Origin of the sequence: Paenibacillus thermotolerans, assembly GCF_028745515.1 — a bacterium.
In the GTDB taxonomy this organism is placed as follows: Bacteria; Bacillota; Bacilli; order Paenibacillales; family YIM-B00363; genus Paenibacillus_AE; species Paenibacillus_AE thermotolerans.
Map to the genome: position 1 here is coordinate 112,558 of NZ_JAQZSG010000006.1, position 19,837 is coordinate 132,394.

Below are 19,837 nucleotides of genomic sequence, written 5' to 3' on the forward strand. Positions count from 1 at the left end.
CTATACGGTTTGCACCTCGGACAACGGCACGAAGTTTTTGCGCAGCTCTTCCTGCGCGATGATTTGCTTCCACGGGTCCTTCGTCAAGCTCAGCGTATGGCGAATTCGTTCGAACAGCGCGTGACGGTCTTCAGGATTTTCAAGCGCCCGCTTCACCGATTCCAGACCGACCCGTTCGATCCACACCGACGTACGTTCGTTCCACTTGGCATTTTCCCTATAATATTGTAAAAAGGCGCCCGCCCACTCTACGACTTCATCCTCCGTTTTTACGACGCACAGCAAATCGGTCGCCCGGACGTGGACGCCGCCATTGCCGCCGACATGCAGCTCCCATCCGCCGTCAATGGCGACGACGCCGAAATCTTTGATGGTTGCTTCCGCGCAGTTTCTCGGACAGCCCGACACGGCAAGCTTCACTTTCGCAGGCGTGTTCAGCCGCTCGAACTGCTTCTCCAGCCGGACGCCCATCGCGATCGAGTCCTGCGTGCCGAAGCGGCAGAAGGTCGATCCGACGCACGTTTTCACGGTTCGCAGCGCCTTGCCGTAAGCGTACCCGGACGGCATATCGAGCTCTTCCCAAATTTTCGGGAGATCCTCTTTCTTTACGCCTAGCAAATCGAGCCGCTGACCGCCCGTCACCTTGACCATCGGCACATCGTATTTCTCTGCGACCTCGGCGATTTTTTTCAGTTCGGAGGGCGAGGTTACGCCGCCGTAGATGCGAGGTACGACGGAGAACGTGCCGTCCTTCTGAATATTTGCGTGGTATCTTTCGTTTGCGAACCGCGATTCTTTTTCATCCTCATATTCGTCCGGCCACAGCATCCCGAGATAATAATTCAGCGCGGGCCGGCATTTCGAGCAGCCTTCCGGACGCAGCCATCCGAGCACGTTCATCGTTTCCAGAACGCTCTTGAGCTTCATCCGCTTCATTTCCGCGACAATCTCGTCCCGATCGAGCGAAGTGCAGCCGCATATGCCTTCTTTGACGGCTGCGGAAGCGGCTTCGCCGCCGTACAGCTTGAGCAGCCCTTCGACGTCCGGCTTGCAGCCGCCGCAGGAGCCCGACGCTTTCGTGCACGCTCTCACTTCTCCGACGCTCGAGCATCCTTTATCGAGAATGGCGCTTATGATCGTGTCTTTCGACACGCCGTTGCAGCCGCAAACGATCGCATCGCCGGCCAACTGCTCGAGCCGGTTGACGGATTTCCCTCCGGCGGCACCTACAGGCATTCCCAGAAGCAGCTCCTTCTCGCGTCCCGCAACCGGTTCGCCGCTCTTGATCAGCGAAAACAGCTCGGCGCTGTCGCCGGTATCGCCGAACAAGACCGCCCCGATCAATCGGTCGTCCTTGAGCACGATTTTCTTGTATACCCCGTTAATTTCGTCTTGATATTTCAACGCCCGCGACCCTGCCGGTTCGTCGTATCTGCCCGCCGAGAACACGTCCACGCCGGATACTTTAAGCTTCGTGGACGTGACCGAGCCTGCGTATCCTTTGGTTTCGACGCCGGCCAATCGTTTGGCCAGCACCGCTCCTTGATCGTAGAGCGGTGCGACCAAGCCGTAGGATATACCGCGGTGCTCCGCGCATTCGCCGACTGCGTATATGTCCGGAACGTTCGTCTCCATCCAGTCGTTCACGACGATGCCGCGTTCTACGGCAATGCCTGCGGATGCCGCAAGCTCCACGTTCGGACGAATCCCGACGGCCATGACGATCAGATCGGCTTCGATTCGGCTGCCGTCCGTAAACCGAAGCGCTTTAACCCGTTTCCGCCCTTGAATCGATTCCGAATGTTTTTGGAGCAAAAACTTCATTCCTTGTTTCTCCAGTTCGGTTTGAAGCATCTTGGAGGCCGTCTCGTCCAGCTGTCTTTCCATCAAATAGCGGTGAATGTGCACCACGGAAACGTCCATCCCCAGATGAAGCAGCCCTCTGGCCGCCTCCAGGCCGAGCAGTCCGCCTCCGATGACGACGGCTTTCTTATAGGTTTCGGCCGCTTCCATCATCGCCCGGCAATCCTTCATATCCCGGAAGGCCATGACTCCTTCTTTATCCGCGCCCGGGAGCGGAAGCATAAAAGGGTTCGAGCCGGTCGCCAAAATCAGCTTATCGTAGGGTACGGTTATCCCTTGGTCCGTGGTCAGCCTTTTGCGGTCCTTGTCGATCTGGATGACACGGCGGCCTGCATGCAATCGAATTCCGTTCTCTGTATACCAGTCCCAATCGTTGATGACGATTTCCTGCATGCGGGCTCCGCCTGCGAGTACGGAGGACAGCATGATCCGGTTATAGTTGGGGTGGGGCTCTGCGCCGATAATCGTAATTTCGTATGCATCGGGCGCCAGCTTGAGGACATGCTCGATCACCCGAACGCCCGCCATTCCGTTTCCGACAAGTACCAGCTTCTTTTTCTCCACGGTCATTGTTGCAGCTCCTTCCGAAACGAATGATAAAAACAGAAAAGCCCGCACCATTCCATGGGAATATATATTCCATGGCATGATAGCAGGCTCCGTTGCCTTTGCAGAGAATACCCCGTTGTATTCTCGATATGATGATCCGAATATATAATAGATCTGAACCATGCGTCAATCCAATATGTTAATATTTATGACACAGATTTATCGAAAAAGAAGAAATGGACAGTTTTATTTCCGATATGGTATAAGTTAATGTGATGTTTATTGACATTTAATCCGATATGTAGTCAGTTACGTTTCCGAAAAAGGGGGAAATGAAGTGCATTCTCTGTTGGTGATCAAAAGCGCGATGCATGCCCCGGAGAGAACGTCCTCAACATTACAACTGCCGGAACGATTGCTGAAGTCCAACGGGTATATCGTCACTCATACACATCTGAAAGCTCAAGCGGAGAAGCTGATCATCGGCGCGGACGCCGTCGTATTTCACCTGCCCGTCTCGGCCATTAAGCTTTGGGCCGTTTATCTTGCAAAATATAAGCCTACGCCTATACTATGGTGGTGCGACGAATCCGCAGCAGCGCAGTCCCTTGAAGATTGCGAGGACGATATCGTGATAGACGGGCTTCTTACGCCTTCCATGAACGGGCATGAAATCCATTGGGCGCTGCATTTTTGCGCCAAGCACTTTTACGACCGCCTGGAATGGCAGAACGAGCGGGAGCAGCTGCTGAGCCGGCTCGAGGACCGGAAGTGGATCGACACGGCCAAGGGCATCCTGAGTGAAACGAAAGGAATTACGGAACCGGAAGCCTATGATCTTCTTCGCAAGCAAGCCATGAATGAACGCAAACGGCTCGTCGATGTTGCCACATCGCTCGTAAAGGCGTATGAATTGATGCATAAGAGCAACGGGAAAGGGGATAAAACGAAATGATCCATCTCTTAAAAGAGGTCGGTAGAGGGAAGCGCGGCGCCCGCGATTTGACTTATGAGGAATCGTTGGAGGCGGCGGAGGCGATTATGAGCTTGACCGCGACACCCGCGCAAATCGGCGCATTTTTTATTGCGGAACGAATCAAAATGGAGAGCGTGGAGGAGCTGGAGGCTTTCGTCGCCGTTTGCCGGAGCGAGGCGCACCGCGAGACGGTGCAGGAAGGAATCGACTGCGCCGGCCCGTACGACGGAAGGAAGAAGTCGTTTTACGCCACCTTTGCCGCGGCATTCGTGTTGGCGGCCGCGGGGCTCCCCGTTACGCTGCATGGAACCTCATCGCTGCCGCCGAAATGGGGGACGACGCTGCACGATTTACTGCGGCTTATAGGGATCGACCCCGACAGCGCGGAGCGCGATATATGGATTCGGGCGGCCAAAGAAACCGGAGTTTTGTATGCGGCTGCCGAGCAATGGTGCCCCCCTCTTAAGCAGCTGCGCCCGATTCGGGAGGAGCTGGGCATGCGAACGGTGTTGAATACGGCGGAAAAGCTGATCGACTTCGGACGGTCGCCCTATGTAGTTTTCGGCGTGTATCACAATACGGTCATCGACCGGCTGACGCGATTGCTGACCAAGCTGAATTATAAAAAAGCAATGATCGTTCAGGGGGCGGAAGGCTCCGAGGATTTGTTCATCGATCGCCCGACGCGGACGTACATTGTGGAGAACGGCGCGAATTCGCTGCACGTCATCAATCCGGAGAGCCTTGGTCTCGACACGCCGGTTCCGGAGCTTGCCTGGACGAGCGAGCTGCAGCTTCAAGTGACGGAAGCGGTATTGCGCGGGGATGCGGATTTGGGCTTCATTCACCAAGTGCTGCTGAACGCCGCTTATCGGCTGTACCATTCGGGGCGCGCCGGTTCTTTGGAGGAGGCGTTGTACACTTGCAAAGGGTTGATGGATTCAGGTGCGCCTCGGGAACGATTTGAACGGTGGAAAAGGCTCTTGATTTGGAAGCAGAACTGAAACAAAAGCATCTCCCGAGGCGTTTATAGTGCAAAGGAGATGAATAGGATGGAAAAAAGATATCGTCCGCTTTGTTTCGCTTTGATTTGCGCAGCCGTATTGCTGGCTTCGTGCGCGCAAGGAGGGGGCCTAGGCGGTGCTCCGGAGCCTCAGCCTGAGCCCCAACCGGTGCCTTCATCGGAAGCGGCCAAACTGATCGACAAAGGGAACATCGTAATGAAGGACGGAAACCGCTGGTTGATTACGGCCTACGTTGAAAAGGACGGCGGTTCGTTTATCGATGCCTATTCGCTGACCGTCGATGAGCATACAGAGCTGATTACGAGCGAAGGAGAAACAATATCGGCTGAAGACGCAGGCGTAGGTGCTCAAGTGGAAGCGTGGGCTTCCGGGCCGATTGCGGAATCGTACCCGATGCAGGGGAGAGCGGCGAAAATCGTGCTTCAGCAGGAGGACGAGATTCCCGCCGAAGGCTTCGTCGGACGCACCGCCGCCGTGCAGGCCGCCCTGCAATCGCAAACCGGGGCAACGGCCGCAAGGGCCGTTAAAGACGCGGCTGCGGATACGGAAAACGCCGTATGGTCGGTCGTACTCGCGTCGTACGAGGCCGTCGAACAACCGGTCGACGTGCGCATCGACGGCCGTTCCGGGCAAGTGATTGCGGCCGAGAACGATGCGTTCCGCTTATTTTCGCCGCAGCCGGAAACGGAAGCGGGGCCCGGCTTCACGGTAGAAGGAGCGGCCCGCGTATTTGAAGCCGCCTTCAGCTGGCAGCTGGAGGACGGCCACGATATACTTGCGGAAGGCCATGAGACGGCCGACGGAGGAGCGCCTGCGTGGGGGCGATTCCGATTCGAGGTTAACTATGAGAAGGCGTCTCAGCCTAACTTGTCGCTTATCTTGTTCGTTTACAGCGCCAAAGACGGCAGCGTCGAGAAGCAGCTAATGATTCCGTTGAAAGCGCCCGATGATGTTGTGGACTACGGCATGAACGTCAGCTCCGAATAAACGGGAAGCTTGCTGCAGCAAACTCTGATCAAATCAAATCGGTTTAAGGTACAGGCACGAATAGGCAGGCGCCCACATACAATGTAGGGATGCTCCGGCCCCAGCCGTTCGAACGGCGGGCGGGGTAACACTTCAGGGGGTGTTCGTTCGTGCCTGGTTTATTTGCAACGATTGCGCTGTTCATTAAGCAGCTGATGTTGTTAGTCTCCTATGTGAAAAACAACGCCTTCCCGCAGCCTCTCACGGAAGAAGAGGAAATGAAGCATTTGAAACGAATGGCGGAAGGAAATCAGCAATCCCGGAACATCTTAATCGAGCACAATTTGCGGTTGGTGGCACATATTGTCAAAAAATTCGACAATACCGGCGAAGATCTCGAGGATTTGATTTCCATCGGCACCATCGGTTTGATTAAAGCGATCGAGAGCTTTCAGCCGGATAAGGGCACCAAGCTCGCCACGTTCTCCGCCCGCTGCATTGAAAATGAGATATCAAGGTCAGATGTGGGCGTAAAAAAATGGAAAAAGCGATTCAATAAAAACTACATAGCCTCGCGTCACAGACGCCCCCTACCTTGCGACATAACGAAACGCAACCAACATGGACAAGGTTTAAGGGGGCGTTTTGTATGAGCAAGGGGGCAAAAGGTAACAAGGGGCAAATAGATGCGGCAAAACTCTACGCTGTCATTATTGAATCCGACGCTACCGACAAAGCCCTAATCGACTGCTATAACGATATCAAAAAATACATCAGAAAGGAGCAACGTTCAAAACATGATAGCAGTTTACGCAAGGGTATCGACGGAAGAACAAGCTAAGACGGGCTATTCCCTCCAAGACCAAGTCAGGCAATGTCGCGAGAAGGCAGGAAATCCACCAGACGTCATTGAATACGTTGACGATGGATACTCTGGCGAGTTCCTTGAGCGTCCGGCCTTAACGAAACTACGTCGAGACGTAAAAGAAGGTCTTATCTCAAAGGTATACGTCTATGACCCTGACCGTCTTTCGCGTAACCTAATGAACGCACTTATCGTTACTAATGAGTTTGAAAGACGGGCGGAACTCACCTTCGTAAGTGGCGATTATGACAAAACGCCGATGGGGAAATTTTTCTTTAACATGAAGGCTTCATTTGCGGAATACGAAAAGGGGTTAATTAACGAACGTATGTCACGCGGTAGACGAGAAAAGGCGCGTCAAGGTCGCGTCGTGCGTGATTACCAAGTTTATGGGTACACTTACGACAAAGAAAACGAACGGTTCGAGGTCAATGAACAGGAAGCAAACGTCGTAAAGTTGATTTTCGAGTTGTTTACGAACCCTCAAGGCAGGGTTAAGGGGATTAACGGAATAGCGTTATTGTTAACCGAAAACGGCGTGCCTACAAAGCGTGACGTAGGCGTATGGCATCGTCAAGTGGTTAGACAAATACTGATGAACAGAGCTTATATTGGCGAGTTCTATCAGAATCGTTGGAATACCGAAGGGATGTTAGGGAATAGGTTCAAGAGCAAAGAAGACCGTATTGCGATGACTTTACGCCCAGTTGAAGATTGGATACTCGTTCCCTGCCCTTCAATTATTGGCGCTGACGTTTTCGAGTATGCTCAAAAGCTAATCGAGGAATCCAGACGCCGCTCTTCCGGTGCGCCAAAAAACGAATATTTTTTAAGCGGTCTCGTTCGTTGTGGCGATTGCGGAAATACAATGACCGGCAGGAAGTCAAAGAACTGGGGAAAATACATTTTTGAATATACGGATATTAAGAATACAGCAGGTGCTAAGAACCGCGGTTGTGGGAACAAGATAAAATGCGAGGACTTAGACTCGTTCGTGTGGGATACCTTTGTAAACGTCATGACGAATAAAGGCGCAGTACTTGCGGAAGCTGCCGCGGCGAGCGAAGATACACTTGGAACAGACGTTGTGAGATACGAGGAGCTTGAACAGCAAAGGATTACCAGCGAGCTTGAACGAATTAAGACTGGCCGCAAGAAATTGCTTAGCTTCATGATGAATAATTCCGATGTAGTTGACGAAGAAGAAATTCGTAATCAACTAAAGGAATTGAAAGAAAAAGAGGAACGCCTCCGGGAAGATTTAGAACAAATCGTTCAGCAATTGAAGCATTTTGAAGATGAAAAATTCAGCGAGGAAGTTCTATTGGAAACGGTAGAACAATTTCTTCAAAAGAGCGCACCTGAATCGTTAAGCCTTTCAGAAAAAAGGGATTTTGTTCGGCGGGTTTTCCGTGAAGTTAGGGTTTACGGAGATGGAAAGGTAGAATTTGTTCGTATCTAAGGCTGCTCGATTACGGGCAGCCAATTTTTTATTTTCCGTATGAAAAGAAGGGAACAGGTATTCTATTGTCGAAATAAGTAGTATGAAGAAACTAGCGTAAAGGAATGACAATGTATGTACCTATGTTCTTGCGGAGGCGTCATGCTCGTCAAGGAAGTCGAAGCTTATCCAGAGGGATTAACTTCAACAGAAAAAATGGATTATGAACGCAAGTGTACGGTAGAGTGCCCGGACTGTAAGAAACAGTTGTACGACCAAAAATATGATTGAAATGAATACGGCAAATAGTTTCGATGAAGTCGGGGCGGAACACCGTTGGCGCCGATAAAAATTAGTCTGCGACTTTCATAGAAAGTAGATTTAATATAAAATATGAGAGTTATATAGGTGTTACGCGCCAAGAAGGAGGAGAATTATTTTTATGGCAAGACCAACTGCTATTGACCTTTTTGCTGGTGCGGGTGGAATGTCTTTAGGATTTGAGCAAGCGGGGTTTGACGTTCGCGCGGCAGTCGAAATTGACCCAATCCATGCCGCTGTTCATATGTATAACTTCCCTGATACAGCAGTATTGTGTGAGGATATCGTTAATTTATCAGGGGAGAGACTTTTACAGGCAGCAGGTTTGGAAGTCGGACAATTGGATGTATTATTTGGCGGCCCGCCATGCCAAGGGTTTTCTTTGATTGGGAAGCGACTAATTGACGACCCAAGAAATGCACTAGTCGGTCACTTCGCTCGTCTCGTTGTGGAAACAAGACCGCGTTATTTCGTTATGGAAAACGTCTCGGGTCTCACGATTGGCGATGCAAAGTCCACGCTAATCCAGTTTATTAAAGAGTTCGAAACTACTGATTATAAAGTAGTTATGCCCTATAAAGTGCTGAACGCAGCCAACTATGGTGTACCGCAGGACAGAAAAAGATTGTTTATACTCGGTTATCGAAATGACGTTGAGCAACCGAGCTATCCTGAGATAATGACAACCATCCGCGGTAAAAAGGGCGTTGAGGGTATGAATGCTCCCGAGAAGCCTTGGTGTCCGTCTATTAGCGAAGCAATTCAGGACTTGCCCAATATTGATAATTACAAGGAATTAGTAAATTCCGATACGATTCCTTTCGTTTACCGTCCTGAGAGTAGCTATGCTTCCTGTCTTAATGGAAAGCAGGTTGATTCAGAGGATTATTCATATCCTCGGATTTGGAATAATAAGTTGCTGACAAGCTCTTTGAGGACGGAACACACCGATGTTTCTAAAGAACGGTTTTCCAATACTAACGGCGGCGAAGTGGAGCCAATAAGTCGTTTCTTCAAATTGCACGTAGACGGTATTTGTAATACTTTACGTGCGGGAACCGACAGTAAGCGCGGCGCATATACCAGTCCAAGGCCTATCCATCCGTTGCATAATCGCTGTATCAGCGTGCGAGAAGCAGCACGAATCCATTCCTTCCCTGATTGGTTCAGACTTCACGTAACGAAGTGGCATGGATTTAGAGAAGTTGGTAATTCCGTGCCGCCGCTATTAGGGCGTGCAATAGCGAAGCAGCTCGTCAAAGCAATGGGATTGACTATTGTAAAGCCCGATATCGCTATAGAATTGGGCGATGAAAACCTGCTTAAAATGGACATGACAAACGCATCGCAATATTTTAACGTACCAAGAGATGTTATCGGAACAAGACAACGTAAGACCGTATAATCTAAATATTTAGGCAAGGGGAGGTGATTTTTCTTGGGGGAAGAAAAGTCTAGTTATTCATCGGACATAGAAGAAAATCGTTATGTGCAAATAGTGAGGGAGATATTTACCAACAAGTATGTTGTTGGGGATAGCTCGGTTGAATTTACTAGAGATGATTTAATTTCAACGTGTCAATCATTAGGTGTGGCTGTTCCTAAAAATCCTGGCGATATCTTATACAGTTTTCGCTACCGGAATGTACTGCCGAAAGAAATCGTATCGTCAGCTCCTCCCGGAAAAACGTGGATTATTATAGGCGAAGGACGAGCTAAATATGCCTTCAAACTGAGCAGTACACCATATATTGAACCAAACCATGCTTTGCAGAAAATTAAAATTCCCGATAATACGCCTGAAGTTATTGAGCGTTACAGTATAACTGACGAGCAGGGTGTTCTAAGTAAAGTACGATATAACCGGCTCATTGATATTTTTCTCGGAATTACAACTTTCTCTTTACAGAACCATTTGCGCACAACAGTTAAGGGAATTGGACAAATAGAAATTGACGAGTTATACGTCGGAATTAACAAGAAGGGTCAGCATTTTGTTATCCCCGTTCAAGCAAAAGGCCCGAAAGATAAAATTGGCGTTGTTCAACTCAAACAAGACATTACTTATTGTTCGCTAGAGAAGAAATTCACCAATCTCATTTGCGCACCAATAGCTGTCCAGTATTTGGACGATAATGTTATTTGCATGTTCCATTTGGATTGCGAAGACTATAATGCCCAGATTGTTGACGAAAAACATTATCAACTCGTTCCCTCGAATCAAATATCTGACGAATATGTAAAGAAACTTAGGGACTTGCTTTAAGTCGCTCTTTACATAAATTTCAGCTTACTTTATACCGTGATATCAGTTACCATTTTAGACGATAGAAATAACTTTTCGTGTAGGTGGTAAGATGGCAGATAGGGTTTCTAGGGAAGTTCGAAGCAAAATAATGGCAGCAGTTCGCTCAAAACGAACAACTCTGGAGGAACGCATCTCAAAAGGGTTGTGGCACCGAGGTCTGCGTTTTCGGAAAAACGTCAAGGACTTAATTGGAAAGCCTGACATAGCAATAAAGAAGTATAACGTTGTTGTTTTTGTAGATTCCTGCTATTGGCATGGTTGCGAACAACATTGCAAGATGTCTAAGAGCAATGAGCAATATTGGATAAATAAGATTGAAAGAAACAAACAACGCGATGAGGAAGTTACCGCGTATTACAGAAAAAATGGCTGGCATGTATTACGTGTATGGGAACACGAAATGAAAGTGGATTTTAACGGTGTTGTTGATGATATTGCACATTTTATTGAGAATGCTAAACGAGAAGCTTAACGAACGCCCTTTCTTTACGGTTAGGGCGTTTTTATTTTATGTTTTTGTCACAACAGGCAATCACAACACACCAATTACTACCGCGATACTCCAATTAGTAATATAATCTTGTTAAGACGCTTCAGGGAGGAATTAAGCGATGCTACACGAAAAGATGACGAAAAAGGAACAGATATTACGCTTATATAGTTTGGGCATGAAACAGGTGGAAATAGCTCGCGAGTTGAAGACATATACGAATTACGTCTGGAAGGTCGTTAACGAGAACAAGCTGAAATCCGGCGCTAAATAGGCGCCCCGTTACGAAAGGAGCTATTTATATGGCGATTGTTAGTTTTGAGAAGGAAGACGAGAAGCAGCAATATTTGAATTGGAGAAAAGATAATCCCGACGGATTCGTATTGAACATCAACACGTGGAATCCGCAATCCACATCGACTAAGAACGTTATTCATTCGGCACGTTATTGTTCATCGTTGGACGAGTCGCGAAGCGAAAATCGTGACCGTCTTGTAACGCCGGAACATCATAAATTGTGTTCGACCGATATTAAAGAGCTGGAAGACGAAATGGTCGATAAGGGATTGCCATATAAGCGTTGTGGACTGTGTTTGAAGTAGCCCATGCCCCGTACAGATGTGCGGGGACGTTTGTTTATGTAGCCTTTCTGAATCTGCGCTCAAATTGTTTTAGCGTCGGGAACTCCTTGCCGTTAACAAAGGTATAGTAACGTCTGACAGAATTTTGATAGACGCCATGATATAATTCGTCGTTCAGCTTTTCCTTGACGGAGAGTAGTAAGCGATAGGTCTTTTCGTCGTCCTTTACAATGTCGTCTAAGTCAACGCTCAGCTCACGTTCAACGATTAGCGCCTTTCCGACTTTGGAGCTTACGGACTTCTTCTTACTGGTTATTGCGTTGTCTTGTTCCAAGTATAGTCTAAACTCAACTTCTCTCATAAAAACACCCTTTTCGTTGATTTTTCTTTAATATAGCATATAAACACGCAGCCGTGATTTCGTTTTTTACGGCTAAACATGGTGTTTAACCGCCAATGATTAAGAGCGATTACGAGTTATTGTTATGTTAATTGAGCGGTGTTGGATTTACGTTCCCGACCGCGAGACGGTCAAAATACGTCCCACTTCGTCAAAAACGCCAAGACCGCGCAAACCCTTGCCATGCTTAACTTTCCGCGACATTCTAACGTTGTTTCACCACATGAACCCGGACGTTACGAAATAGAAAAGCCGCCAACACCGTATTAGGCTTGGCGACTTTTAGCTTTAGAGCGTATCAACGTCGATTTACTTATTCCCGTCATTGCTTCTACTTGCGTATAGGAATGGCGTTCCAGAAGCGATAAGGCATGTTCGATTTGTTTACGGGTAAACTTCTTCGGACGGCCTTCGCGGAAGTCAGGCGATAACTTGGCGATTGCTTTTCCTTCCTGTGTCCGTTCAATAATCATATCCCGTTCAAACTGAGCGAACGCCATAAATATGTTGAATATGAGGTTGCCTGTTGCCGTATTTTCGATTATGCCGATATTTAGAACATGGACACGAATGCCCTTATCGAACAGGTCTTCAATAATACTTGTTGCGTCGCTCGCTGAACGTGCGAAGCGGTCTAGCTTCGTTACTACAAGACTATCCCCTGTCTTCAATGTTTGGAGCAGTTTATTCAGTTCGGGACGCTGGAAATCCTTCTGACGTTGGCCTGTAAACTTTTCTTGGAATATCACCTCGCAGCCTTCCGCTCTTAACGCCTTAATCTGTGCGGTTAAATCCTGCCCCTTCGTCGATACCCTTGCGTATCCGTATTTCATTGTTTTATTCATATGTATTCGCCCCTTTACTATTGAGTATAAGTTATGAATACGTCTTATACCTTGATTTTATTGGGGCGACGAAACGGTGTCAATACTCTAAAGTTATGATTGCGTTGAGTGTCCAGCGTCACAATTAACGCTTACAAAACGACATATTGAAGCGGGAACGGCGCCACCACTTCGCCGTTTCTACGCATTGCATAAGGCAACCTCCCGTGGAAAGGCGTCGGCATATTGTCGGCGTCTTCTCGTCGTTTAAGGGAAGGGGCTACCACCGGGGGGGCTAGGGGGTGTTTTGTTGCCGAAAGTGCCTTTACAATTTGCGTATTATTTTCGGAAAACGAGGTTTTAATTAAAAGATTTAGCGATGTATCGCCATGACTGTCATTTGTATTGACAGTCAAAGCTGCGTTGGTTTGAACGCTGAGCCCTCTAGCGATAGGTACTAAGGATTCCTTAGCCCCTTGTTATCTTATTCAACGTTAAGGGATAGGCCGGGGACAACGTATTTATTACGCTGCCCTAATGAGCTTCTAATTTTGTTTATAAGGCGCCTTTTTCTCGCCCCGGCATCTTTACTCTCCCCGACCGTTAAATGCCTAAAATAGCCGTTTTTTGACCCTCATATACGTCTTCCAACGATGGGTATTGGGTAGCGGTAAGGGGGATGCCAGGGGGAGCCGGGGCGGTGACAAAAACGAAACATAAACGCAAAGAATACGTACCATAGCGTCACAAACGAAGTCATATCAAAGACATAATGATTCGAACGTTCCCCGACGTTCCCCGGCGTAATCCCCGACGCCATCCCAACGATATCCCTGCGATATTGTCGCCGCTGTACCCATTGAATTAGGCGCCTATGGACGTTCCTTGGCGTCTAATTCCCTTTGGGTATTGTCTGTAATTGTTGACATTATTCGAACGGGTAATGTCCGTAGAATTTGACACTAGACATATGGGGAATGTCAACGAAATTATACGTTAGTATTGTCCGTGACTCTTGACACAAAGAAGAACAATATATAACAAGAACCATTCATAATATATTTACTTCGTAAATATAGCGTCGGTAATACCGCCCCTATCGCCTTTGGCGAAGGGTCGGGGCTGCGGCGTCTTCGACGCCTTGCCACGGCTATTACTTTCCCCTTAAAAATGTCGTTGTCACTACCAACGAAGATATTATTAAAGGTTGCCAAAGGTACATCGGAGCCGTTAGGCGACGACATTAACCCCGTAAGGGACGCCCTCCCCCTTTAACGTCCGTTAATATTCCGATGAATTAGGCATAGATAACGAAGGGGTGAGCGATGCACTCATCCTAGCTAAGCAAACGCTCCAAAAGGGTCTAAATAATATGTAGACCCTTTTTCTATGTCGTATAATAACGAAAGATAAGCTACTTTTAACGGATTCTATATGTAACCTGCCGAGCAAGCGTCCCTTTAAGGTGGGTCACAAATACATACACACTTATTCCCCATCAACCAACACAGGGATACTCATAAAGTGAGCGTCCCAGATAACGAAGGGTGTATAGATTACATACACCCTTATTGTTCCCCACCAAGCAAGCGTTCCAGCTCGGCGATTTCCTTCGCAATCGAATCGTTGTCGCGCTTGTTTTCGATATTGGCGTAGATTGCATGATTTTTGACTATGTAAAGCCCTACGGACATTACTCACTCTAGCGCTCGAAACGTAAAAGTCCGACAAGTATCCTTCGTCGTCAGGGGTCGCCGGGGTAACGCTGAAAAGCCGCGCCAATACTGGGTTTTTTCAATGTTAAGCAAAATTCATAAAATGTTCACATTTATAGCATTGTATTTTACTTGTTCTGCCCACCTATATAACGTAGACATAAACGTTAATATAGCGTTAAGTTAGACGTTTAGGTTAAAAGTTGAGAATTACGATTAAGCATTTAGATTAAGTTCGCTTCGATAGAAGCGCCGTAAGGATTTAAGGCAAAGTATGTCCTTCGGACACAAAGAAGAATATCGCCTTCGGCGACTGCTACGCAGACACTCTAAATTTCAATACCTTAATCTTTGTTGAAAAGAACAACGACATTATATAAATAAAAACAAATACCAAAGTTCCGCGGCGCCTTCCCTCCTGCAACGGGGTCGGCGTTGCATTTTTTAATTTCTTTACTTGTCAAAATATTTGATAGCCCATATATGTAATGTGCGAGCTTCCTTGCGAATGCTGTTTCGCGGTTGCCCCTGACGAAAAGCTGACCCGCACATTATACGTATCAGGTAAAGCAACGCACATACCCGCGCTTCGCCCCGACGGTCTCCGTTTGGGGCTTTTTTCTTTACCCTTTATATCCAATTTTTTGACTAGGGGGTGTGAAATGGAATGAAGCATCTGGACGGAAGCGAAATTCGACTAATACGTCGAACCGCGGGATTGACTCAAGCTGAATTTGGAAATCGAATCGGGTTGTCGTACAGCACTATTTCCAAAATTGAACGTGGCGACTTAGCGGCGACCGAAGAAACAGTTAGCCATATTTGCCGGGTATTCAACGTAGATAAAGAAAGGCTTAGAGCGCTTAAATCCGCGGTTAAACCATTCGGCGAAGGGGGGGGGCTAAGATGGCGTTAAAAGACGTTACTAACGCCTTGGACACCGCTACTAATGACGACTTGACCAATGATTCAATTCTTGAAGTGGTTCGCGCTTTGTTCGTTGGTGGAGTTGACTTAAACGGGAATCTCAAAATGACACCGTTTAATCGGCGCTGGTTATCGTTTGAAAGCTTTCGAGAAGATTTGCCAATGTATGAAGCCAAAAGACGTCAAGCAATCGAGTATGACATTCAAAATAATGCGGGATTATCCCGGAAAAAATCGAAGCTGAAAAATGCTTGTACGGACAAACGGAAATACAACTTTCCAAAACCTACCGAGGGGGGATGTTTGAATGGGAATTAAAGACTTGTTTCAAGAGTTCAGGGCAACAAAGGAACGCTTCGATACGCGGTTTGCCGAAAATAAAAAACGGACGGATAAGTTGAGTACCGAGCTTCGGGAACTGAAAGCAAAATATGACGATAGGCTTTATCAAGAAGAAGCGGGCGGCGATATATTTACCGCAGAGGAACAGGCCGAGTTGAAGAAGCGTATTCGTGAGATTGCCGACGAAATCGAAGAACTTGAAAAACGAAATAACTTCAACCGTCGCGGACGTACCCAAGCGTTGCTTGAACTTATCCCGGCGATGAAGGAACGCGCCGAGAAGCGTCGAGCCGAGCTTGTTAAGGAACATGAAGCGCAAGCTGAACACGTTAAACGTTGCTTGGCGGAATACTTACTTGCCGTTAAGGGTTTGCATAACGTCGAAAGCGAGTCCGTCGATTATGTTCTATCGTTATACGACGGGTGGATTCCGCAACGGTCAAATGGTTCCGTCGGTTCCTTATGACGGCGGTGAATATGGCGTACTTCCTCAAACGGTGACAGACGCCTACAAAGATGGAAAGTTGCCCGAATGGGTCAATGCTTACCAAGGGGGGATTTAAACCATGACGAAGACAATTCAAGACATAAAGAATGATATTGCTATGTGTGACGCCGAAGCGAAAAGTATTCGGAAACTGTTATCCGCGGGGTACGCAGCTACAAGTGGTCAAGTCGTAAACGAAGCGGAGGAAAGACGGAAAGTATATCAAGCGGATATTCGCAAACGTATTGACGCTGGGGAACACGTTTCCACTGCTGAATTATTTATGGACGGATACGCCAAGGCGGACGAAGCGCGTAAAGCGAATGAAGCACAATCAACAATGACCATTACAGCGGAAGAGTTGGCGGGCAACAAAGATAATACGAATCGCTCGACGAAAGAAGCCGCCGCTAATGTGGGTGTAACTTTCGAATACGAACAAGGCGACAAAGCGAAGATAGAATCACTTCAAAAGCAGCTTGAAGCAATTAGCACCGAACTTGCGAAATACATGAATCAATAATCAGGCGTCGTTAGTTTGCGGCGCGATTACTGTCTTCGTGACAATATTATAAGGGGGGTCTATACACATGAAACATATTCTATCCGTCGCTAGTCGCGTTAACGGTTCGGCTAACGTAAAACTTATTAACCACGTTGAAACTAATAGCGGTTCAAGTGGGATTGACTTCAAAGGTAAAGCTGTCATTTCGAACATTCCCGCGGGTGAAACCGTTTCGGTTATCGTTGACGGTAAAGAAGTATTGAGCGCCAACGCCGACGGTACTTATGCGTTCCAATTCCGTACTTTGCCACGCGGGTTCCAAGAAACGGTCAATATTTACGTTGTGGTTACAAACGAGGGCGTTTGCGACATGGAACTTTCCTTAAACGCTTAACATATAAGGGTGTCGGGGTCTCCCCGGCTCCTTTTTTCGTATTAGGGGGCGGTTGTATGACAGACCAAGAGCGTTGGAGCGAAGTCAACCAGCTTTTAAGTGAAATCAGCGTTGCCCTTTACGGATTCGATATTTACATGGCTATGAATTACGCGGAAAGAACCGCTTTCGCATCGTCAGAGGAAGCAGCTAAAATACGGGCAATCCATCAAGAAAAATGGCGCAGGGAAGCCGCAGTAAGACGGGTAAAAATGACGTCCGAAGAACGTGAACGTCATGACAAGGAAATGCGTTTACTAAACCTTGAACTGGAAAAGGTAAATCGCGAAATCGAAGCGTTTGATAGGCGCTATAAGAACCGGAGCGAACGTGTTCGGGAAAGTAAACACGCATCGTCAAAAGCAACACGTCAGGGGGTGATAAAAGATGAATGAAGATGTGAGAAAGAACGACCAAACAGAAACCGAAGAATTAGACCCTCGTCCATACATGAAGGGTCTTACTGTAACAGAAATCAGGGCGGTCGAGCTGCTTGCACGTAAGTCACCGCAACAGTCTTACCGTGAAATCGCTAATACGCTGGGGATTTCCGAAAGACACCTGCGAAGAATCCGCGACAAGCGACAAGTTGAACTTGCAGTACGGGAACGAGCGCTAGAAATCCAGTCGGAAGATTTACCCGACGTTCTCAGCGCACTTGCGAAGAAGGCCAAGCGCGGCGACCTTAAAGCGATTGAGATGTATCTTGTTATGCAGGGTATCAACGTCAATAAGTCAGAAGTTGTCCAGAAGGTTCACAAAGTTTCCGAACCGCTTGAAAAGCTGTCTGACGCTGAACTTGACGCCGAACTGGAAGCGTTGAAGAAGGAAGTTATGGGCGGCAACGTCGTGAAGTTCCACAATCGCAGAAAGAATGAAAACTAACCCGCCGATGATTGGCGGGTCGTCTTTATCTTTGAGCAAAATAACAAGGCCTTATTACGTGTGGACGAGCTCTCTCGCCAACTCCCTCTTAATAAACCCTATTAAGTAACTTAGTGTATGGAAACCCTTGTTAATCTTGCTTTGTGCTATTTTTAGTCCATGGATTAAGTCTGCTTCAGCGAAGCGCTCTTGCAGTATCATTAAATTTATAATGTTATCGCGTTGTTGCTTTCTGAACCTTAATGTTTCCGATTCTTTAATGTGTATGTTACATAATGCTAAATCAATAGCCTCTTTTAAGTGCTTACTTAGTTCCAGCTTTGGAGGAGTACTCATAATCCTAATGCCTGGGGTATCGGGGGATAGTCCTCGAATGTTTCTAATGCTTGTACCGAAGAAGATTACATTTTCAAATGTAGCACCATGAAAAGAAGCCCTTTCAAGCTTTGTATGATAAAAAAGGGTGTCCTTAAATGCCGCACCGTGAAAACGACTTCCAGTTAATTTTGCATGTTTGAACTCACTTCCAACAAACGTAGCTCCATTGAATCCACAATATTTCATGCTCGCTTTGTTAAAGTTAACGAAAGAAAAGTTCGAACGAGTAAATCTGGAATGTATAGAATCGCTTTTATTGAAGTCTTTATATAGAAAATTCCTATCGGTTCTTTCTTCACCTTTATAGCTAAAGAACTTATTTCGGCGAGGTTCTTCAACTTTTTTAGATTGCTTTCGTTTAGTGAATTTCCGTCTCGCCTTATTCATAAATACCCCCTAAACGCAAAAAACAACCGTAGGCGGTTGTTGTGTCCTGTTGCATTTGACCCCGCACAATTGAGAGGCAGTCAAAAAGGCGATAACCTTTACAACAACAAGGCTAAGGAAACCTACTACAGTGGCTATTTCACCAATAGCTGTCACCATAGGAACCACCCCTTTCATGTGCTCCACGACTTTTAGCCCCCAGTCCGTCCGTAGACCGTCCCTTGGTACCCAATCTCTCAACTGGGCGGGGCAGGGCGAGAAAATAGTACCACATATTTCAGTTTTCAACAAGATTTTATCATCATTTTAACTCGCACGTCCTAAAATTGGCTCAAGATTTCCTGAAGTTTACATCCAGTGATTAGACTATATATAATCTAGTTATGAACTAGAATTGAATGGGGCGACAGTCTTGTTATCAAATATTGAAGCAATGAAGGTTGTTAATGGGTACATTGGCGTAGATGGTGGTTATCTTGTCGGCTTTTCATATAGAAGCCATGAAGAATTTTATCCGATGTACTGTGGTCTTGATATTGACCCAAATCAGTATGAGGGAACCACGCGACAGAAATTTATGAAAATCCTTTCGTCGGTTGACGCTCCAACTCAAGCGAAAATTTTGCGTGGCGTATTAGCGTATTGTCCTGTTGATAACGAGTACCATGCCGAACGGCGCCTGAAGCATAAACCGGAAATCGAAGAAATGATTCGACGCCTTGAAGGCGAATCGTTTCCCGTAGTCGAGAACCCGGAACTAACGATAACGTCTGAGTTCGTTGAAAGGGCGATTGCCGACGCCAAGGCTTTGATTGAAAATACTGGTGCGACTAGCGCGGTCGATAGGCTTCATACGTTGTTTCATGGGTATTTGAAAGAGCTTTGTCGCAAGAATAATATTTCATTTAACGACGATGCCAACGTTACCGCGCTTTTCAGCCTACTTAGGAATAATCACCCGGCATTCCAAAATAGCGGTAGCAATTCGCCGAACGTCGATAGAATGATTCGTTCGCTTGGAGCGATAGTCGATGTCTTTAATCCGATTAGGAACCGGGAAAGTATGTCTCACCCTAACGAGGTTCTGTTGGACGAACCAGAAGCGATTCTATTTATCAATATTGCACGGTCGGTTTTACAGTACATAAACTCGAAAGTAGGATAGGAGA

The 19,837-nt window shown here is 47.2% G+C and carries 23 protein-coding genes and 1 pseudogene; 19 read left to right on the top strand and 5 right to left on the bottom strand.

Features of this window, described 5'->3' with window-relative positions; translation table 11 throughout:
- On the bottom strand, positions 1 to 2,433 hold the full coding sequence (gene nirB, locus PT964_RS07330) for a nitrite reductase large subunit NirB (protein ID WP_274362688.1): 2,433 nt from the start codon (positions 2,431 to 2,433) through the stop codon (positions 1 to 3).
- 316 nt (positions 2,434 to 2,749) lie between these two features.
- On the opposite strand from nirB, the gene PT964_RS07335 reads away from it, so the two are divergent.
- The 11 genes and pseudogenes from PT964_RS07335 to PT964_RS07385 all read left to right on the top strand — a co-directional run bounded on the left by PT964_RS07335 (position 2,750) and on the right by PT964_RS07385 (position 11,406).
- Complete coding sequence (locus PT964_RS07335; RefSeq protein WP_274362689.1) at positions 2,750 to 3,367, top strand: ANTAR domain-containing response regulator; 618 nt, start codon at positions 2,750 to 2,752, stop codon at positions 3,365 to 3,367.
- The gene (locus PT964_RS07340) at positions 3,364 to 4,392 is read left to right on the top strand and encodes an anthranilate phosphoribosyltransferase (RefSeq protein ID WP_274362690.1); all 1,029 of its coding nucleotides are present in this window, start codon (positions 3,364 to 3,366) and stop codon (positions 4,390 to 4,392) included. Before PT964_RS07335 ends, PT964_RS07340 begins: the two co-directional genes overlap by 4 nt.
- A 48-nt stretch (positions 4,393 to 4,440) precedes the next feature.
- A complete protein-coding gene (locus PT964_RS07345) occupies positions 4,441 to 5,400 on the top strand; it encodes a Gmad2 immunoglobulin-like domain-containing protein (RefSeq protein ID WP_274362691.1) in 960 nt (319 codons plus the stop codon).
- Positions 5,401 to 5,549: 149 nt separating this feature from the next.
- Positions 5,550 to 5,927: pseudogene (locus PT964_RS07350) on the top strand (sigma-70 family RNA polymerase sigma factor); the annotation flags it as partial.
- 101 nt (positions 5,928 to 6,028) lie between these two features.
- Positions 6,029 to 6,220, top strand: a complete 192-nt coding sequence (locus PT964_RS07355) for a hypothetical protein (protein ID WP_274362692.1) — start codon at positions 6,029 to 6,031, stop codon at positions 6,218 to 6,220.
- On the top strand, positions 6,177 to 7,706 hold the full coding sequence (locus tag PT964_RS07360) for a recombinase family protein (RefSeq protein WP_274362693.1): 1,530 nt from the start codon (positions 6,177 to 6,179) through the stop codon (positions 7,704 to 7,706). The genes PT964_RS07355 and PT964_RS07360 overlap by 44 nt, the downstream gene beginning before the upstream one ends.
- A gap of 421 nt (positions 7,707 to 8,127) precedes the next feature.
- On the top strand, positions 8,128 to 9,411 hold the full coding sequence (locus PT964_RS07365) for a DNA cytosine methyltransferase (RefSeq protein WP_274362694.1): 1,284 nt from the start codon (positions 8,128 to 8,130) through the stop codon (positions 9,409 to 9,411).
- A gap of 33 nt (positions 9,412 to 9,444) precedes the next feature.
- Complete coding sequence (locus PT964_RS07370; RefSeq protein ID WP_274362695.1) at positions 9,445 to 10,272, top strand: hypothetical protein; 828 nt, start codon at positions 9,445 to 9,447, stop codon at positions 10,270 to 10,272.
- 91 nt (positions 10,273 to 10,363) lie between these two features.
- Positions 10,364 to 10,786, top strand: a complete 423-nt coding sequence (locus PT964_RS07375; protein WP_274362696.1) for a very short patch repair endonuclease — start codon at positions 10,364 to 10,366, stop codon at positions 10,784 to 10,786.
- Positions 10,787 to 10,925: 139 nt separating this feature from the next.
- Positions 10,926 to 11,078 (top strand): hypothetical protein, encoded by a 153-nt coding sequence (locus PT964_RS07380; protein ID WP_274362697.1) that lies wholly within the window; start codon positions 10,926 to 10,928, stop codon positions 11,076 to 11,078.
- A 28-nt stretch (positions 11,079 to 11,106) separates the two neighbouring features.
- A complete protein-coding gene (locus tag PT964_RS07385) occupies positions 11,107 to 11,406 on the top strand; it encodes a hypothetical protein (RefSeq protein WP_274362698.1) in 300 nt (99 codons plus the stop codon).
- 34 nt (positions 11,407 to 11,440) lie between these two features.
- On the opposite strand, the gene PT964_RS07390 is transcribed toward PT964_RS07385, so the two are convergent.
- From PT964_RS07390 to PT964_RS07400, 3 genes are all read right to left on the bottom strand, one after another.
- Positions 11,441 to 11,746 (bottom strand): hypothetical protein, encoded by a 306-nt coding sequence (locus PT964_RS07390; RefSeq protein ID WP_274362699.1) that lies wholly within the window; start codon positions 11,744 to 11,746, stop codon positions 11,441 to 11,443.
- 305 nt (positions 11,747 to 12,051) lie between these two features.
- Positions 12,052 to 12,618, bottom strand: a complete 567-nt coding sequence (locus PT964_RS07395) for a recombinase family protein (protein ID WP_274362784.1) — start codon at positions 12,616 to 12,618, stop codon at positions 12,052 to 12,054.
- Between the two features lie 1,559 nt (positions 12,619 to 14,177).
- The gene (locus tag PT964_RS07400) at positions 14,178 to 14,303 is read right to left on the bottom strand and encodes a hypothetical protein (RefSeq protein WP_274362700.1); all 126 of its coding nucleotides are present in this window, start codon (positions 14,301 to 14,303) and stop codon (positions 14,178 to 14,180) included.
- 688 nt (positions 14,304 to 14,991) lie between these two features.
- On the opposite strand from PT964_RS07400, the gene PT964_RS07405 reads away from it, so the two are divergent.
- The 7 genes from PT964_RS07405 to PT964_RS07435 all read left to right on the top strand — a co-directional run bounded on the left by PT964_RS07405 (position 14,992) and on the right by PT964_RS07435 (position 17,903).
- Positions 14,992 to 15,240 carry a helix-turn-helix domain-containing protein gene (locus PT964_RS07405; RefSeq protein ID WP_274362701.1) on the top strand — a complete coding sequence of 83 codons (249 nt, stop codon included), beginning with the start codon at positions 14,992 to 14,994 and terminating at the stop codon, positions 15,238 to 15,240.
- Positions 15,231 to 15,569 carry a hypothetical protein gene (locus PT964_RS07410; RefSeq protein WP_274362702.1) on the top strand — a complete coding sequence of 113 codons (339 nt, stop codon included), beginning with the start codon at positions 15,231 to 15,233 and terminating at the stop codon, positions 15,567 to 15,569. The genes PT964_RS07405 and PT964_RS07410 overlap by 10 nt, the downstream gene beginning before the upstream one ends.
- Positions 15,559 to 16,059 carry a hypothetical protein gene (locus PT964_RS07415; RefSeq protein WP_274362703.1) on the top strand — a complete coding sequence of 167 codons (501 nt, stop codon included), beginning with the start codon at positions 15,559 to 15,561 and terminating at the stop codon, positions 16,057 to 16,059. Before PT964_RS07410 ends, PT964_RS07415 begins: the two co-directional genes overlap by 11 nt.
- A gap of 100 nt (positions 16,060 to 16,159) precedes the next feature.
- Positions 16,160 to 16,603 (top strand): hypothetical protein, encoded by a 444-nt coding sequence (locus tag PT964_RS07420; RefSeq protein WP_274362704.1) that lies wholly within the window; start codon positions 16,160 to 16,162, stop codon positions 16,601 to 16,603.
- A gap of 67 nt (positions 16,604 to 16,670) precedes the next feature.
- Positions 16,671 to 16,979: a hypothetical protein gene (locus tag PT964_RS07425; protein ID WP_274362705.1), complete on the top strand. Its 309-nt coding sequence runs from the start codon at positions 16,671 to 16,673 to the stop codon at positions 16,977 to 16,979.
- A 56-nt stretch (positions 16,980 to 17,035) separates the two neighbouring features.
- Positions 17,036 to 17,413, top strand: a complete 378-nt coding sequence (locus tag PT964_RS07430) for a hypothetical protein (protein WP_110844198.1) — start codon at positions 17,036 to 17,038, stop codon at positions 17,411 to 17,413.
- Entirely contained in the window at positions 17,406 to 17,903 is a 498-nt protein-coding gene (locus PT964_RS07435) for a phBC6A51 family helix-turn-helix protein (protein ID WP_274362706.1), read from the top strand. The genes PT964_RS07430 and PT964_RS07435 overlap by 8 nt, the downstream gene beginning before the upstream one ends.
- 54 nt (positions 17,904 to 17,957) lie before the next feature.
- Here the strand turns inward: PT964_RS07435 and PT964_RS07440 are convergent, their stop codons facing one another.
- On the bottom strand, positions 17,958 to 18,668 hold the full coding sequence (locus PT964_RS07440; RefSeq protein ID WP_274362707.1) for a pentapeptide repeat-containing protein: 711 nt from the start codon (positions 18,666 to 18,668) through the stop codon (positions 17,958 to 17,960).
- A 412-nt stretch (positions 18,669 to 19,080) separates the two neighbouring features.
- Between PT964_RS07440 and PT964_RS07445 the strand changes: the two genes are divergently transcribed.
- Positions 19,081 to 19,833: an abortive infection family protein gene (locus tag PT964_RS07445; protein WP_274362708.1), complete on the top strand. Its 753-nt coding sequence runs from the start codon at positions 19,081 to 19,083 to the stop codon at positions 19,831 to 19,833.
- Positions 19,834 to 19,837: the final 4 nt, after the last annotated feature.